Origin of the sequence: Streptomyces sp. NBC_00075 (assembly GCF_045041225.1) — a bacterium.
Taxonomy (GTDB): Bacteria; Actinomycetota; Actinomycetes; order Streptomycetales; family Streptomycetaceae; genus Streptomyces; species Streptomyces adonidis.
In genome coordinates, this window is sequence record NZ_CP108243.1 from 10617007 (window position 1) to 10632786 (window position 15780).

Sequence of the window (15780 nt, forward strand, 5' to 3'; positions counted from 1 at the left end):
TCTTCGTGCGTATGCGATGTGGTTTCCAAGGTGTGGCGCAGCCACGGTGCGTGCCCCACAGGAGTTGAGTTGTGGCTAGCTGTGTGGCTCGGTCGTGGCAGGTGACCTGCCGGCCGCGGGGCCGACGAGTCCCTGACCGATGGCCTGCGAGACGCTGGGAGCCGCACGCAGGAGTTGCGCTGTATAGGCATTTCGCGGTTGGGCCAGAACCGATCCCACATCGCCTGCCTCGCACAGACGACCGCGTTCGAGTACCAGGACCCGGTCGGCCATGCTGGCCACCACCCCCAGGTCGTGGGTGATGTACAGGATGGCGAGGCCCAGATCCCGCCGCAGGTCGTCGAGGGTCATGAGAATGGCGCTCTGGACCGACACGTCCAGCGCCGAGGTGATCTCGTCACAGATCAGGACCTTCGGCTCGGCCGCCAGGCCCCGGGCGATGGCGACCCGCTGCCGCTCACCGCCGGAGAGTTCCGCGGGATACCGGCTGCGTACCCGCTCGGACAGCCGCACCGACTCCAGCAGCCGGGTGACTTCCGTGGAGGCGGCGCTACGGCGCAGACCTCGCAGGGACCGGAGCGGACGCGAGATCGCCTCCTCGATGGTCTGCCTGGGGTTCAGGCTGTCCGTGGGGTTCTGCAGCACGATCTGCACCAGGCGTCGCTGCTCCCGGGTGCGCCGGCGAGCCGTCGGTGCGAGGGGCTCGCCGTCGAGCGTGATCCGGCCGCCCGACGGGACGTGCAGCCCCGCGATCACACGGGCGATCGTCGTCTTGCCGCTGCCCGATTCGCCGACGAGGGCGACGCATTCGCCGCGGCGGGCCTCGAAGTCGATGCCCTCGGCCGCGACCACCGACTCGCGGCGGCCCCGGTGCTCGGCACGGAGGCCGACGACCTCGAGCACCGGCGGGTGCTGGTCGGCAGGCACGGAGAGGAGCCGGGGCTCAGCCGGCACGAGGGTGACGTCCGCCGCTCGGATACACCTGGAGTGGTGTTCGGGCGCCGTGAGGGCGAGTGCCGGAAGCTGTTCCTCGCATGCGTCGACGCGCAGTGAGCACCTCGCCGCGAACGCGCATCCCTTGGGCCACGCGCCCACACCCACGGCGGAGCCCCGCAACGGTTTGAGCCTGGCGGGCCGAAGGTGGTCGGGAATGGCCGCGAGCAGTTCGGCGGTGTACGCGTGCCGGGGCGTGGTGAGCACCTGCCGCACGGGTCCCTCTTCGACGACCCGGCCCGCGTACATGACCGCCACCCGGTCGGCCAGCTGCGAGACGACGGCGAGGTCGTGCGTGACGTAGACCATGGCGAGGTTGCGCTCGGTCCGCAGCCGGACCAGCTCTTCGAGGATCTTCGCCTGGGTGACGACGTCGAGTCCGGTCGTCGGCTCGTCGAGGACGACCACCGGCGGCTCGGCGACCAGCGCCACCGCGATGCACACCCGCTGCTGCTGGCCACCGGACAGCTGGTGGGGGAACCGGCGGAGGAATTCCTCACTGGTCGGCAGCCCGACCGCGGCCAGCAGGTCCGGAAGCAGGGAGGCGTCGAAGGGGACGCCGCGGTGCGTGCGGAACATCTCCGCGATGGCATCACCGATGCGCATCGTCGGGTTGAGCGCCGTCCCGGGGTTCTGGGGAACGTACGAGACGATGCCGCCCCGCAACCGCCGGGCACTCTGTTTGTCCCTGGGGTCGAGCCGCTGTCCTTGGAGATCGACGAACCCGTCGGTGATGCGCGCCGACGGATTCGTGTAGCCGAGCAGGGCGAGTGCGGTCGTCGTCTTGCCCGAACCCGACTCACCCACGATCCCGAGGATCTCGCCACGCTTCACGGAGAGGGAGACGCCTTCGATGATCGGTGCCCCGGTCGAGGCCCGGACGGTCAGGCCGGTGACTCGCAGGGCCGCCTCGTCACTCACCGACGGCGCGGAGACGGTCTCGCCTGATGCTGTGGAAGGTGTCACGCCTGCGCTCTCCTCGGAGGTTCGTACGCCAGGGGATGATCTCTTGACCTGGATGCCCTGGTGCCCCTGTCGGCTGCTCATCGGGCGACGGTCCCTGTCGGCGGGGCCGCGGCCGTGCTGAGCGGCTTGGTCCGCCGTCGCTTCCACCGAGCCGAACTCGTCGAGGAGCGGCCGACCGACTTGAAGTAGGCGTCGACCATGAGGTTCACGGAGATGGTGACGAGGGCGAGCAGGATGGCGGGAGCCAGCACGCCGGCCAGGTTCAGACTGATGAACTGCCGGTTCTCCGAGACCATCAGGCCCCAGTCGGCGGCGGGCGGCTGAAGGCCGAGTCCCAGGTAGTTCATGCTGGCGATGAGGATGATCGAGTAGCCGAAGCGCAGGCTGAGGTCGGCGAGGACGACATTGGCGATGTTGGGCAGGATGTCCCGCCTGAGGATCGACGCGGTCGAGTCGCCACGGGCGACCGCCGCCTCGACATAGCCCTTGTGCGCGATTTCGAGGGTGGCGGTCCGGATGAGGCGGGCGACTGTCGGCAGCTGGACCAGGGTGACGCCGATGAGCAGGACCAGCACCCCGGAGCCGGCGCCACCGGTGAGCAGGAGCAGGATCAGCAGGCTCGGGAACGCGAGCAGGATGTCGACCATGCGCATGAGTACCGGGTCCAGCCAGGAGCGGCTGTAGCCGGCGGTCATTCCGATCACGAGGGCCGCACCGAAGGACATGGCGGTGGCGGCCCCGCCGTAGAGGAAGACCGAGGCTCCGCCGTGGAGCAGCCGGGAGAGCACGTCCCGGCCCAAGTAGTCGGTGCCCAGCATGTAGTCGGATCCGGGTTCGAGTCCGGGAGGTCCGACGGGCTCGTCGAGGTCGTGCGGAGCGAAGAGCGGGCCGACGAAGGCGGCGACGAGCAGCGCGCCGAAGACGGTCGCTCCGACGGCACCGGACGGTGTACGCAGGAACCGGGGCGGGCGGATCATGACGCGGTCCGGAGTTTGGGCACGAGCACCGTGACGAGCACATCGGCCAGCAGGTTGACCACGACGTACACCGCCGCCAGCAAGAGGGCGATGACCGACATCATCTGCAGGTCGCGCAGGCCGACGGCCTGGACCAGCGTGCTGCCGATACCGGGGTAGGAGAAGACACTCTCCACGATGATGACGCCTCCGACGAGGTAGCGAATGGTCGTGGCGATGACCTGAACGTTGGGTGCGAGCGCGTTGCGCAGTGCGTAGCGCAGGACGACGCGGCGCTCCCGGTAGCCGTTGAGTCTCGCCATCGTGACGAAGTCCTCCTGCAGTGCCTGGAGCGTCGTCGCGCGGATGAGCCGCACCGAGTAGCCCAGGCAGGCGAGCAGGAGGGTGAGGATCGGCAGGACGAGCGACTTCGGGTTGTCGAGGGGACTTGTCCCCGGCGCGACCTGGGCGATCGGTGGCAGCCAGTCGAGCCAGGAGAAGAAGATCACGATGACGAGGGTTCCGATCAGGAACTCCGGCATGGCTCCGATCGCCATCAGGGGCATCGAGACCGCGTGGTCCTCGGGCTTTCCGGCTCGTACGGCGGTCAGGACGCCGAGCCCGAAGGCCAGCGGAACGAAGACGATCATGGTGATCGCCGACAGCACGAGGCTGTTGGTCAAGGGCTCCTTGATCGCTTCCCACACCGGGACGGTCTGACCGTGCACGAGCGCCGCGGTGGAGTTGCCGAGGTGGCCGGAGAGGAGGTCGCCGAGCCAGCGCCCGTAGCGGGAGAGGAGGGGTTCGTCGAGATGGAGATCGGTGCGGATGGCCGCGGTCTGCTCCGGCGTCGCGGTGCTGCCGAGGACCGCCGACGCGACATTGCCCGGCAGCGCTTGGGCGGCCATGAAGATGAGGAACGAGGCGATGAGGAGCGTGAACACCCCCGCCACCGCACGGATCAGGACGAACGATGCCAGCGGATGCAGACGCGAGCGCCGCGGACTTTGCACGTGCGCGGGCGGCCCACCTCCAGGCATCCCCGCATCGGTGACGACAGGCGTCACGGTCATCGGCTTCTCCTTCTTCTCTGCCTCACCACAGCGCTTGCGGATCAGTCACATCGCGACTTCTCAAGGCCTCGTCGTTGAGTTCCGTGCCGAGCCTGTGCCCCTTGGGCCCCTGCGGGCGGCCGTCGTGCAGCCGGAAGGCGTGTTCATGTCGTTGCTTTGAGGGACGGTCGCTGCCCCGGGCCGGGCGAATCCGAGCAGGTCAGGTGCTTCGTGCCGCTTGGAAGCAGTGCGCCCCGGTGGTGCGGCCACGAGGAGTGGCCGGGCCCGGAAGGTCTGCTGGCAACAACGGAATGGTCTGCACTCCGGGTCGGAGCCAACAGGGTTCGTTCCGTATGTCGGCACGGAGTGTCGTCCGAAGTGCATGCGCCGGGCCGGCTTCGTTCACCGTGGTGGTGCCGGTGACTGCCGCTCGGGCGGATCAGTCGCAGCGCAGCTTTTCGACGACTTCGTCATTGAGCTCGATGCCGAGTCCGTGTCCCTCGGGCACGTGCAGCCGGCCGTTTTGCAGCCGGAAGGGCTCACGGAGCAGTTCTCCGCCGCCGGCGAGCGGCGAATCCACCACCGAGAACTCGCTGAAGGACGTCTTGGCGAGGGTGGCGACCAGATGCAGGGTCGCCGCGACGAGGACACCGGTCGACCAGCAGTGCGGGATGACCTCGATGCTGTGTTCCTCGGCGATGCGCGCCACTTGCAGGCCGACGGTCGGGCCACCGCACCGGGCGAGATCGGGCTGCAGCACGTCCACGCCGTGTTCGGCGAGCCGGCGGTACGGAGGGGCAGTGGCCTCCTGCTCACCGGCCGCGACCCGCACGTTGGTCGCATCGCTCAGGCGCTGGTACGCACTGAGGTTCTCGGCGAAGAAGGGCTCCTCGAACCAGTACAGGCCGATGTCCTCCACGCGGCGGGCCAACTCGGTCGCGCTGCGCACGGTGAACTTCATGCCGCCATCCAGCATCAGGCCCCGGTCCGGACCCAGTGCTTCGCGGGCTGCCCTCAGCCGCAGTTCGTCCAGCCGCAGGTCCTGACCGAGGGTGCCCCAGCCCAGCTTGAGGGCGCTGAACCCATCGGCGACGGCCTTCTCCGCGACCTGTCGCGTCTCCTCGACCGTCGGCGGCATCAACTCGCTGGCGTACGGCTTGACAGACTTCTGGCGGGCTCCACCCCACAGCTGGTACAGCGGCTGCTCGTAGTACTTGCCCGCCAGATCCCACAGGGCCATGTCCACAGCGCTCATCACATGGAGCGCGAACCCGAAGCGACCGTAATAGTAGGTCGCCATATACATATCGTTCCAGAGGCGGTCGATCTCCAGCGGATTCCGCCCGACCAGGAGCTCGCGCAGGCTCTGCGCGTAGCCATGTGACGACGGCATCTCGACCATGGTTTTCGCGAGGTACGGAGAGGTGTCGGCTTCGCCGAGCCCGACGAGCCCCTCGTCGGTGTGCAGCCTGATGAAGAACGCGTCCTGCGTGCTGTCCGCGCGGTCCGTGTTGACCGATGGCATCTTGACGACGATCGGTTCCACGTTGGTGATCTTGATAGCTGGCTCCTTCGGGCACTGATCGGGATGTGCTGGCGCTGCTCCTGCCAAGGCTGGACGAGGCGGTGTCCGCACATGAGGCGGTCCGCTCGCGGGTCCATATCAGGCCGATTGCCTGGCCGATCGTCGGCGGTGGATCGAGAGCTGTTAATGTTCATTGATTTGAGCTATGAAGTTAGCTCATAGGGAAAGTGGACGTCTAGGGCACGTCCAGAGTCTGTTTGCGATCGAGATTCGCTGTTCCGCGTTCAGCCTCCCCGCCTCCGGAGGGAGATGAGCGCCGCCATATGGACTTCCGCTTCGAGCCGGTCTCGGCGCTGGGTGGCCGGGCACCGGAGGCCGTGGCCAACCAGATCGTGCTGGCGATCCGGGCAGGTGCGTACCGGGCCGGGGAGCATTTGCCGCCCGCTCGCGAACTCGCACGGCGGTTCGGGGTGTCGCAGGGCACGGTCAGTAGCGCGATCAAGGTTCTCGGGACGTATGGGCTGGTCAAGCCGGCCCGGGGCAACCAGGGCGGGATCCGCGTGACGCGCGACGACATTCCCGCCGACCTGCTGCAATTACTGTCCCGGCGGTCTGACGACTGGCGCGCACACGCCTACGCGGAGCTCGTCCAGGCGCGCAGGGCGATCGAGCTACCGCTGGCCGTCCTGGCCGCGGAGAACGCGAGTCCAGCCGACCTGGCTCACATGGTTGCCTGCCTCGACGAGATGACGGTGGCGCACGAGAACCACGACATGGACGCCTGGATCACTTCCGACCTGCGCTTCCACTACAGCTTGGGACATGCCGCGCGCAGTTCGGTGCTGGCCCGCTATCAGCATGAGGTGTTGATCGAGCTGGCCCTGCTCGTCGACATGACTGAGGATTTCCAGAACTCCGGCCTTGTGGTGCGTATCCACCACGAATTGCTCGCGGCCATGCGGACGGGAGACGGAGCAGCGGTCCGGGACGTGATGGAGCAGCTCATCGAACGCACCGAGTGCCCTTAGCCCTTGGTCAGGGCCTGTCTGGAGTCGTGATCCGGGCTCGTCGGCGGGCCCGGCGCCGGCACTTGCCGGTGGGAATCAGCCGGGGCCGTGGTCGCCGTAGGCGGTGACGGACAGGAACCGGATGGGGAGTTCGAGGAGCTCCTGAGGGCCGTGGGCACCCTCGCCGTCCAGCTGGAGGGCGTCGCCGGGACGCATGGTGTACTGCGCCTCGCCGTGGCCGTAGACCATGGTGCCTTCGAGCATGTAGAGCAGCTCGGTGCCGGGGTGCTGGAAGAGCGGGAAGACCTCGCTGGCCTCGGTGAGGGTGACCAGGACGGCTTCCATGCGCTTGTGCGGGCCGCGCAGGGCGCCGAGGAGTTCGTAGAGATGCCCGACGCGGCTGCCCCGCCGCACGATCTGTGCTCCGTGCCCGGACGGGACGAAGACCGCTTCGAGTTCGGCGTCGACGCCGCGGAAGAGCGCGGTGACCGGGACGCCGAGGCCGACCGCGAGCCGGCCGAGGGTGGTCAGACTGCAGGAGGTCTGGGCGTTCTCGATCTTGGACAGCATGGCCTTGGAGATGCCGACCCGGGTGGCCATCTCGCCCACCGACAGCCCGGCCGCGATCCGGTACTGACGTACCTGGCGCGCGATGGTGGCCTCCAGGTCCACGGACTGCCCGGCCTGGGAGGGATCGATCTCGCGGTCGGGCAGGCCGGCGGCGCGGTCGTGGAGCTCGGGGTCGGTGGCCATGGCGTCATTCTGCCTGACTGACCGTTGCTTTCTGTCGGCGGTGTCCGGAGACGGGGGCGCCGGGATCATGGGCGGCGGATGAAGTGGCGCCCGCCGGTTGCGGCGTGCCACCGCGCGAGCCGCCCAGCAGGTCGTAGGCGCTCTCCGCGTGCAGTGCCACGTCCAGGCCCTCGCGCTCGGCATCGGCGGACACCCGCAGGCCCATCGTCTTGTCCAGGGCTTTGGCGATGAGCCAGGTGAGGGTGAAGGAGTAGACGAGGACGGCGAGGGCGCCCACCGTCTGCTGGCCGAGCAGCTTGAACCCGCCGCCGTAGAGGAGGCCGTCGCGGGCGCTGGGGGCTTCGGCGGTGCCCAGCACACCGACCAGGAGCGTGCCGAGTACGCCGCCCACGAGGTGGACGCCGACCACGTCGAGGGAATCGTCGTAGCCGAAGCGGTACTTGAGGCCGACGGCCAGGGCGCAGACCGCTCCGGCGACGGCGCCGAGAGCGAGGGCGCCGACGGGGCTGACGGCACCGCAGGCGGGGGTGATGGCCACGAGTCCGGCGATGGCTCCGGAAGCGCCGCCGAGGCTGGTGGCATGGCCGTCGCGCAGCTTCTCGACAAGCAGCCAGCCCAGCAGCGCGGAGCAGGTGGCGGCGAAGGTGTTGAGAACGACGACCGAGGCGGCGTTCCCGGCCGCGAGCGCGGAGCCGCCGTTGAAACCGAACCACCCGAACCACAGGATGCCCGCGCCCAGCATCACGAAGGGCAGATTGTGCGGGCGGGACTGCTTGGCCGGCCAGCCGTTGCGCTTGCCGATGACCAGGACCATGGCCAGGGCCGCGGCTCCCGCGTTGATGTGTACGGCGGTGCCGCCCGCGAAGTCGACGACGTGGAGGTCGTTGACGATCCAGCCGCCGACCACGCCCTCGCTGTCGAACGCGAACACCCAGTGTGCGACGGGCAGATAGACGACCGTCACCCAGATGCCCGTGAAGACCATCCAGGCGCCGAACTTGATCCGGTCCGAGATCGCGCCGCAGATCAGCGCGGCGGTCAGGGCCGCGAAGAGCGCCTGGAAGGCGGCGAACAGCGAAGCCGGGATGACGGCGCTCGGGTCGTCGGTGATGACGCCCTTCATGCCGAGGTACTCGCCCACGTCGCCGAGCAGTCCGGCGCCGCCGATCGAATTGCCGAAGGCCGCCGAGTATCCGTACAGGACCCAGATACAGCCGACGAGGGCGACCGACCCGAAGGTCATCATGATCATGTTGAGGGTGGACCGGGCGGCCGTCATGCCGCCGTAGAAGAGGGCGAGCCCCGGCACCATCAGACTGACGGCTGCCGTGCTGGCCAGGATCCAGGCGGTACTTCCGGTGTCCATCTACTCTCCTCGCGTATCGCGTGAGGAATCCTTGTATCGCGAGAGTGAACACAAGGGCTGTTACGCGGGCCCGCCGTGACCGGTTAACTCGGAGTTTCCGCAAGCCGCCGGCGGGCCAGGGCGAAACGTGGGTGAGCCCGGGTCCTGCCGAGGGCGAGGTCCGCCGTCATGCGGCCGACGAGCGGGGCGAACTTGGCGCCATGACCCGAGCAGGGGGAGACGAGGACGAACGGGCCGACGCGGTCGAGGACGAAATCCTCGTCCGGGGTGGTGGTGTAGAGACAACTGGCCTCGGCGACCGGCGTCGGGTCGAGGCCGGGCAGCACCGCTTCCACCCAGGCGGTGACCTTGGCGCGGGAGGCGGGGTCGACCGTGCCGGTTCGGGTGCCCGCCGTCGTGGGGGTGCCTTCGTCGTGCTGGGCGACCTTGACGGCGGGCAGCGCCCCGCCGTCGGAACCGGATGGCAGGCCGAAGATCTGCAGCTGTTCCTTGTGCACGAAGACCGGCCAGGCGGCGGCGGGGTCACGCTGCCGGAAGTGGAACACCTGCTGCTGAGTGACGTGGAGGGGCGGTAGTCGCGCGGGGACGCCGAGGACGTCGGCGAGTTCCGGCAGCCAGGCCCCGGCCGCGACGACGACCGTCTCCGCGACCACTTCCTCCCCGCCGTCGGTACGGAGCGACACCCGGCCGTCGGGCAGGACGTCGGCACCGGTGACGCGGGTGCCCGTGAGCACGCGGGCGCCCAGTCCGGCGGCCCGCCGTGCCGTGGCGGCGACGGTGGCGTCCGCGTCGACGGTGCCCGCGTCCGGGTGGTGGAGGACGGGACCCGAGAACCGGAACTGCGGCCATCGGCCGTTCGCCTCGGCGGCGGTCAGCAGCTCGCTGGGTACACCGGACTCGGTCAGCGTCGCGTACAGGGACCGCGGGTCACGACCGGCCCCGAAGTCGAGTCCGCCGGTGAGGCGCAGGAGCGTCGCGCCGGTGTCGTCCTCCAGCTCGTGCCAGAGGGCGCGGGCCTCGCCGGTGAGGCCGACATAGAGCGGATCGGCGTACGCGCGGCGGTAGATGCGGGAGCTGCCGTGCGAGCTGCCGTGCTGGTGGCCGATGTCGTAGGCCTCGATCAGTGTGACCTCGTGGCCCTGCCGGGCCAGCTGCCAGGCCGTGGCGGCGCCCATCAGCCCGGCGCCGACGACGGCGATCACCGTCCGTCCCCGGACACACCGGGGATCCAGCTCGTGCCGGCCAGGGGCACCCTGGCCATCGCGGCGGACTCGATGGTGAGGGCGACCAGGTCCTCCGGCTCCAGGTGGTGGAGGTGGGCCTTGCCGCAGGCGCGGGCGAGGGTCTGCGCCTCCATGGTCAGGACGCGGAGGTAGTTGGCGAGCCGGCGGCCGCCCTCCTCGGGGTCGAGGCGGGCGGCGAGTTCCTGGTCCTGGGTGGAGATGCCGGCGGGGTCGCGGCCGTCCTGGAAGTCGTCGAAGTAGCCTGCGGCGGAGCCGAGTTCGCGGTACTCGGCGTCGTAGCGGGGGTGGTTGTCGCCCAGGGCGATCAGCGCGGCGGTGCCGATGGCGACGGCGTCGGCGCCCAGCGCGATCGCCTTGGCGACATCGGCCCCTGTGCGGATGCCGCCGGACACGATGAGCTGCACCTCGCGGTGCACACCCAGTTCCTGGAGCGCCTGGACGGCCTGCGGGATCGCGGCGAGGGTCGGGATGCCGACGTGCTCGATGAACACCTCCTGGGTGGCGGCGGTGCCGCCCTGCATCCCGTCCACGACCACGACGTCGGCGCCGGAGTGGACGGCCAGCTTGACGTCGTAGTACGTGCGGGTCGCGCCCACCTTGACGTAGATCGGCTTCTCCCAGTCGGTGATCTCGCGCAGCTCGCCGATCTTGATGGCCAGGTCGTCCGGACCGGTCCAGTCCGGATGCCGGCACGCACTGCGCTGATCCACGCCGACCGGCAGCGTGCGCATACCGGCGACGCGGTCGGTGATCTTCTGTCCCAGCAGCATGCCTCCGCCGCCAGGCTTGGCGCCCTGGCCGAGGACGACCTCGATGGCGTCGGCCTTGCGGAGGTCGTCGGGGTTCATGCCGTAGCGCGACGGGAGGTACTGGTAGACGAGGTGCTTGGACTGACCCCGTTCCTCCGGGGTCATCCCGCCGTCGCCGGTGGTGGTCGACGTGCCCGCGGCGGTGGCGCCTCGCCCCAGTGCCTCCTTGGCGTTCGCGGAGAGCGCGCCGAAGCTCATGCCCGCGATCGTGACGGGGATGTCCAGGTGCAGCGGGTACTTGGCGTGCCGGGTGCCGAGGAAGACGTCGGTGTCGCAGCGCTCGCGGTATCCCTCCAGCGGGTAGCGGGACATGCTGGCGCCGAGGAAGAGCAGGTCGTCGAAGTGGGGGAGAGGCCGCTTGGCGCCCCAGCCCCGGATGTCGTACACCCCCGTCGCGGCGGCGCGCTGGATGGCGTGAATGGTGGCGCGGTCGAAGGTCGCCGACTCGCGCAGACCGTGGGAAGCGTGGTCCACGGGTGAACTCCCTGCCTGATCCATCGGTGAACTCCCCTTAGTAGGCGGTCGAGTTGTCGACCTTGAAGTGGTAAAGCCGCCGCGCCGAGCCGTAGCGCCGGAAGCCGGCGGGGTCCTCGTCCCGTTCGGCCGCCTTCAGCAACTCGGCCAGTTCGGTGACGTGTTCGTCCCGCATCTCCTTCTCGACGCAGTCGGCGCCGAGTGACTTGACCGTGCCCTTGACGTAGATACGGGCTTCGTAGAGGGAGTCGCCGAGCGCGTCACCGGCGTCGCCGCAGACGACCAGCCGGCCCGCCTGGCCCATGAAGGCGCTCATATGGCCGACGTTTCCGCCCACGACGATGTCGGCCCCCTTCATGGAGATCCCGCAGCGCGCGGCGGCGTCGCCGTCGACGACCAGCAGCCCGCCGTGGGCCGTGGCCCCGGCCGACTGGGAGGCGTTCCCGTGTACCCGGACCGTGCCGGACATCATGTTCTCGGCGACGCCGGTGCCGGCGTTGCCGTGCACGGTGACCGTGGCCCGCTGGTTCATTCCGGCGCAGTAGTAGCCCACGTGGCCCTCGATGTCGACGGCCAGTTCCTCGGCCAGACCGCAGGCGACGCTGTGCGCGCCGCGGGGGTTGAGCACCCGCCACGCGGTGGTGCGGGCGGCGTCGGGGGAGTGGAGTGCCCGGTTGAGGTCCCGGACGGAGGATTCGGCCAGGTCCACGACGGTTACGGGTACCGTCAGGCCCCCCACGGCGTTGTCCAGGGACTCTCCGGTCAGCGCTGCCATACGTACACCTCTTCCGGCTCGGGTTCGAAGATGCGGGCGTTCTCGATGCCCGGCAGGACGTCCAGGGCCCGGTACTCCGAGGCCATGGCGACCCACTGCGGGGTCTCGGCGATCAGTGCGGGCTTGCAGGCGATGGCGTCGCGTACGACGGCGAAGGCGTCGCCGGTCGCGACCAGCAGGGTGTAGAAGCCGTCGAAGCGCTCGCAGAGCATGCGCAGCGCCTTCTCCAGATCGGCGCCCTGGGCGAGTTGGTGGGCGACGTAGCGGGCGCCGACCTCGGAGTCGTTCTCGCTGTCGAACCGCACGCCCTTGGCCCGCAGTTCACGGCGGATGGTGGCATGGTTGGCGAAGGAACCGTTGTGCACCAGGCACTGGTCCGGCCCCACCGAGAAGGGGTGCGCGCCGCCGGGCGTGACGGCGGACTCCGTGGCCATGCGCGTGTGCCCGACTCCCTGCCAGCCCTGAGCCTGCGCGAGCCCGAACGACTCGGCGAGGGTGTCGGGATGGCCGGTGCCCTTGAGCACGGCGACATCCGTGCCGGAACCGATGACGGTGGCGTGGGGGAGGAGGTCGGCGATGGCGGCCAGCAGGGCCCCGGTGGGTACCGGGGCGTGGACCACGGTCGTGGCGTCGGCGCCGATCGCGGCCACGTCCGGAAGCCGGTCGCGCAGTGCGGCCTCGACGAGGGCCGGGTCGGGGCCGGCGTCCAGCAGGGAGACCGTCGAGCGGCCGGGCGGAGTGAGCCGGGGATCGCCGTAGACGGCGACGCCCGCGGAGTCCGGGCCGCGTTCGACGACCTGCCCGAGCATCGCCGTGAGCAGTTCACCGAGGTGGGGATGGAGGGAGGGCTCGCGCAGATGGAGCCCGACAATTCCGCACATGCGGGATTCTCCTGGTGAGAGTGTCCGGAAAAGGCAGAGATCAGAAGGCGGTGAGGTAGCGGTCCAGCTCCCAGGGGCCGACCGTGGCGTGCCAGTCGAAGAACTCCTCGCGCTTGATCTCGCCGAAGTACCGGCTGACGCCGGGGCCCACGGAATCGAGCGCCCCGCTGACCACCGGATCGGCGGCGAGCGCCTCGACGGCGTGCAGCAGCGTCGGCGGCAGCTCGGGCCGGGCGGCGGTGGCCGCGGCGTCGCCCGGCGCACCGGGATCGAGAGCGCGCTCGATCCCGTCGAGCCCGGCGGCCAGTGTGGCGGCCGCCGCGAGGTAGGGGTTGGCGGCGCCGTCCCCGCCGCGCAGCTCGATGCGGTTGCCGTCCGGGACACGGACGAAGTGCGTGCGGTCGTTGCCGCCGTAACCCGCCCTGCGCGGGGACCAGGTGGCGCCGGACCGGGTCGAGACGGCACCGGTGCGCTTGTACGAGTTCACGGTCGGCGCGATCACGGCCTGCAGGGCGCGGGCGTGGTCGAGGATGCCGCCGATGAAGGAGTACGCGAGCGGGGACAGACCCAGCCCATGGGCGTCGGAGACGTCGGGGAAGGCGGCTTCGCCGTCGCGCCACAGGGACAGGTGCATGTGCATGCCGGTGCCGGTGCGGTCGGTGAACGGCTTCGGCATGAAGGTGGCGATCATGCCGCGCTGCTCGGCCAGCACCGACACCAGGTACCGCATGGTGATGACCCGGTCGGCGGTGGTCATCGCGTCGGCGTAGGCGAAGTTCTGCTCGAACTGGCCGTTGCCGTCCTCGTGGTCGTTCGCGTAGTTGCCCCAGCCGAGCGAGTTCATGGCCTTGGACACCGCCGTGAGGTGGTCGTACATCCGGGTCAGACCGCGTGCGTCGTAACAGGGCTGGGCGGCGGTGTCCCGGCTGTCGGCGACGGTCAGCGTGCCCTGCTCGTCACGGTTGACCAGGAAGTACTCGACCTCCGCACCGACCGCGAGCGAGAGGCCCTGGGCGGCGGCACGTTCCAGCATGGCCCGCAGGATGACACGGGGAGCGTAGGGCCAGGGCTTGCCCTCGACGTGGGGATCACAGTGGACCAGGGCGAGGCCGGGGCGCACGAACGGCAGTGGGGTGTACGAGGAGACGTCCGGCAACGCGATGATGTCCGGGTCGCTCGGCTGCTGGCCGAGCGCGCCGGCCGCGTAGCCCGCGAAGCCGACGCCGTCGGTCTGCAGTTCCTCGACGGCTTCGACGGGGACCAGTTTGGCGCAGGGCTTGCCGGTGAGGTCGACGAAGACGGCCAGGATGAACTCGATGCCGTCCGCCCTGGCCCGGGCGGCCAGGTCCGGCATCGGCTCCGGGTCGGGCACGGGATCGGCCGACGGGGCCGATCCGGCCGGTGCTTGGGCGGTGTCGATCATCATGGGCACTCCCGGCATCTTGTTTCCCGTTATGAATCGTCGTTGCATCTAAGGAAACGTAGAGATTGTTGCCGGGTCATTTCGTTCAGGCAAGGGGCGTGTTGCGAATCCCCGCAGTGGCCTCGCTGGTGCGGATACCTGGATTTAACGCGTCAGGAATGGCGACTTAATGTTTCACCGCATTACTCATTGTCAACTGCTGGTTGGTGGAGCGTTCCTGTGACCCTGCCCAACCGCCCACCAGATTCCCGGCGTTGTCCGCATCCATATGAGGAGTCTCAATGACGAAGTCAAGCCGCTTGCGCGACTGGCAGCTCGGGGGTGAAGACCCGGTTGTCGCGCAGGAGTGCCCACAGCACGCTGGCCCGGCGGCGTGCCAGGGCGATGACGGCCTGGATGTGTTTGCAGCCCTCGCCACGCTTCTTGAGGTAGAAGTCCCGGTTCGGTCCCTCGCGCATCATGCTGGTCTGCGCGGACATGTAGAACACCCGGCGCAGGCGGCGGCTGTAACGCCTGGGCCGGTGCAGGTTGCCGGTCCGGCGTCCGGAGTCGCGTGGGACGGGCACCAGCCCGGCCGCCGAAGCCAGGTGACCGGCGTCGGCGTAGGCAGTGAGGTCACCGGCGGCCACGACGAACTCAGCGCCGAGTATCGGGCCCATGCCGGGCAAGGACTCGATGATCTCGGCCTGCGGATGGCTGCGGAACGTCTCGCGGATCTGCCTGTCGATCCGCTTCAGCCGGTCGTCCAGAGCCAGGATCTGCACGGCCAGGTCGGCCACGATCTGGGCGGCGACGTCCTCGCCGGGCAGCGCGGTCTGCTGGGCCTGTGCGGCCTCCAGCGCCGTCGCGGCGACGGCGTCAGCACCGCGAACACCGCGGTTGGCCAGCCAGGCCGTCAGCCTCGCCCGGCCACGGCGGCGGAGAGCCTCCGGCATCTGGTAGCCCGTCAGCAGAACCAGCGCGCCCTTCTGCGAGCTGTAGTCGAAGGCCCGCTCCAGTGCGGGGAAGACGCCGGTCAGGGTGTCACGCAGACGGTTGATCATCCGGACTCGGTCGGCCACGAGGTCGGAGCGGTGGGCCGTCAGCAGCGCGAGGTCGGCGGCCAGCTGGGCCGGCACGTCGATCGCCGCGAAGTCCCGGCGGTTGCGTGCGGTTTCGGCGATGACGTAGGCGTCACGGGCGTCGGTCTTCGCCTCGCCCCGGTAGGCGCCGGACATGCGGTTGACGGTCCGTCCGGGTACGTAGACGGCCTGCTGGCCGTGGGCGGCGAGCAGGGCCAGCAGCAGCGCGGAGGACGTGCCGGAGATGTCCACCGCCCAGTGGACCTCGTCGGCCAGGTCGAGGATCTCGCCCATGGCGGTCAGGATCGTCGACTCGTCGTTGTCGACTTTCTTCGACCACAGCGTCGCACCGGTCTCGTCGACCGCTGCAGCCCAGTGATGCCCCTTGCCCGCGTCGATACCGACCCAGACCTGGGCCCGTCGCTCGCTCACTCGCCCCTCCTCGCTCCGAACAGCATGCCGTCGGCCCGAGGAACACCCCGCTGTCATCTCCGT

13 protein-coding genes are annotated in these 15780 nt (G+C 69.6%); 1 reads left to right on the forward strand and 12 read right to left on the reverse strand.

What is annotated here, in order from left to right; all coding sequences use genetic code 11:
* Positions 1-75: 75 nt before the first annotated feature.
* The 4 genes from OG787_RS46445 to OG787_RS46460 form a co-directional block, all read right to left on the reverse strand.
* Positions 76-2040 (reverse strand): ABC transporter ATP-binding protein, encoded by a 1965-nt coding sequence (locus OG787_RS46445; protein WP_405539534.1) that lies wholly within the window; start codon positions 2038-2040, stop codon positions 76-78.
* Positions 2037-2936: an ABC transporter permease gene (locus OG787_RS46450; RefSeq protein ID WP_405539535.1), complete on the reverse strand. Its 900-nt coding sequence runs from the start codon at positions 2934-2936 to the stop codon at positions 2037-2039. Before OG787_RS46450 ends, OG787_RS46445 begins: the two co-directional genes overlap by 4 nt.
* Complete coding sequence (locus OG787_RS46455; RefSeq protein WP_405539536.1) at positions 2933-3988, reverse strand: ABC transporter permease; 1056 nt, start codon at positions 3986-3988, stop codon at positions 2933-2935. Before OG787_RS46455 ends, OG787_RS46450 begins: the two co-directional genes overlap by 4 nt.
* Before the next feature lie 418 nt (positions 3989-4406).
* Entirely contained in the window at positions 4407-5513 is a 1107-nt protein-coding gene (locus OG787_RS46460) for a mandelate racemase/muconate lactonizing enzyme family protein (RefSeq protein ID WP_405539538.1), read from the reverse strand.
* A gap of 302 nt (positions 5514-5815) precedes the next feature.
* Here OG787_RS46460 and OG787_RS46465 point away from each other — a divergent pair, with 302 nt between their 5' ends.
* The gene (locus OG787_RS46465; RefSeq protein WP_405539539.1) at positions 5816-6520 is read left to right on the forward strand and encodes a FadR/GntR family transcriptional regulator; all 705 of its coding nucleotides are present in this window, start codon (positions 5816-5818) and stop codon (positions 6518-6520) included.
* Between the two features lie 75 nt (positions 6521-6595).
* Here the strand turns inward: OG787_RS46465 and OG787_RS46470 are convergent, their stop codons facing one another.
* From OG787_RS46470 to OG787_RS46505, 8 genes are all read right to left on the reverse strand, one after another.
* On the reverse strand, positions 6596-7252 hold the full coding sequence (locus OG787_RS46470; RefSeq protein WP_405539540.1) for a helix-turn-helix domain-containing protein: 657 nt from the start codon (positions 7250-7252) through the stop codon (positions 6596-6598).
* A gap of 4 nt (positions 7253-7256) precedes the next feature.
* The gene (locus OG787_RS46475; protein WP_405539541.1) at positions 7257-8618 is read right to left on the reverse strand and encodes an ammonium transporter; all 1362 of its coding nucleotides are present in this window, start codon (positions 8616-8618) and stop codon (positions 7257-7259) included.
* 83 nt (positions 8619-8701) lie between these two features.
* On the reverse strand, positions 8702-9820 hold the full coding sequence (locus tag OG787_RS46480) for an FAD-dependent oxidoreductase (RefSeq protein WP_405539542.1): 1119 nt from the start codon (positions 9818-9820) through the stop codon (positions 8702-8704).
* Entirely contained in the window at positions 9817-11145 is a 1329-nt protein-coding gene (locus OG787_RS46485) for an FMN-binding glutamate synthase family protein (RefSeq protein WP_405539543.1), read from the reverse strand. The genes OG787_RS46480 and OG787_RS46485 overlap by 4 nt, the downstream gene beginning before the upstream one ends.
* 37 nt (positions 11146-11182) lie before the next feature.
* Positions 11183-11920, reverse strand: a complete 738-nt coding sequence (locus OG787_RS46490) for a glutamate synthase (RefSeq protein ID WP_405539544.1) — start codon at positions 11918-11920, stop codon at positions 11183-11185.
* Positions 11908-12801 carry a glutamine amidotransferase family protein gene (locus tag OG787_RS46495; RefSeq protein WP_405539545.1) on the reverse strand — a complete coding sequence of 298 codons (894 nt, stop codon included), beginning with the start codon at positions 12799-12801 and terminating at the stop codon, positions 11908-11910. The genes OG787_RS46490 and OG787_RS46495 overlap by 13 nt, the downstream gene beginning before the upstream one ends.
* Before the next feature lie 40 nt (positions 12802-12841).
* Complete coding sequence (gene glnT, locus OG787_RS46500) at positions 12842-14227, reverse strand: type III glutamate--ammonia ligase (RefSeq protein ID WP_405539546.1); 1386 nt, start codon at positions 14225-14227, stop codon at positions 12842-12844.
* Positions 14228-14514: 287 nt separating this feature from the next.
* Positions 14515-15717, reverse strand: coding sequence for an IS110 family transposase (locus OG787_RS46505; protein WP_405539547.1), 1203 nt, complete (start codon positions 15715-15717; stop codon positions 14515-14517).
* Positions 15718-15780: the final 63 nt, after the last annotated feature.

What these genes read in the sequence shown, in the direction of transcription:
- OG787_RS46465 (WP_405539539.1), top strand. Translation starts at nt 5,816, where the DNA reads ATGGACTTCCGCTTCGAGCCGGTCTCGGCGCTGGGTGGCCGGGCACCG.
- OG787_RS46475 (WP_405539541.1), bottom strand. Translation starts at nt 8,618, where the DNA reads ATGGACACCGGAAGTACCGCCTGGATCCTGGCCAGCACGGCAGCCGTC.
- OG787_RS46490 (WP_405539544.1), bottom strand. Translation starts at nt 11,920, where the DNA reads ATGGCAGCGCTGACCGGAGAGTCCCTGGACAACGCCGTGGGGGGCCTG.
- glnT (WP_405539546.1), bottom strand. Translation starts at nt 14,227, where the DNA reads ATGATGATCGACACCGCCCAAGCACCGGCCGGATCGGCCCCGTCGGCC.
- OG787_RS46470 (WP_405539540.1), bottom strand. Translation starts at nt 7,252, where the DNA reads ATGGCCACCGACCCCGAGCTCCACGACCGCGCCGCCGGCCTGCCCGAC.
- OG787_RS46445 (WP_405539534.1), bottom strand. Translation starts at nt 2,040, where the DNA reads ATGAGCAGCCGACAGGGGCACCAGGGCATCCAGGTCAAGAGATCATCC.
- OG787_RS46455 (WP_405539536.1), bottom strand. Translation starts at nt 3,988, where the DNA reads ATGACCGTGACGCCTGTCGTCACCGATGCGGGGATGCCTGGAGGTGGG.
- OG787_RS46450 (WP_405539535.1), bottom strand. Translation starts at nt 2,936, where the DNA reads ATGATCCGCCCGCCCCGGTTCCTGCGTACACCGTCCGGTGCCGTCGGA.
- OG787_RS46495 (WP_405539545.1), bottom strand. Translation starts at nt 12,801, where the DNA reads ATGTGCGGAATTGTCGGGCTCCATCTGCGCGAGCCCTCCCTCCATCCC.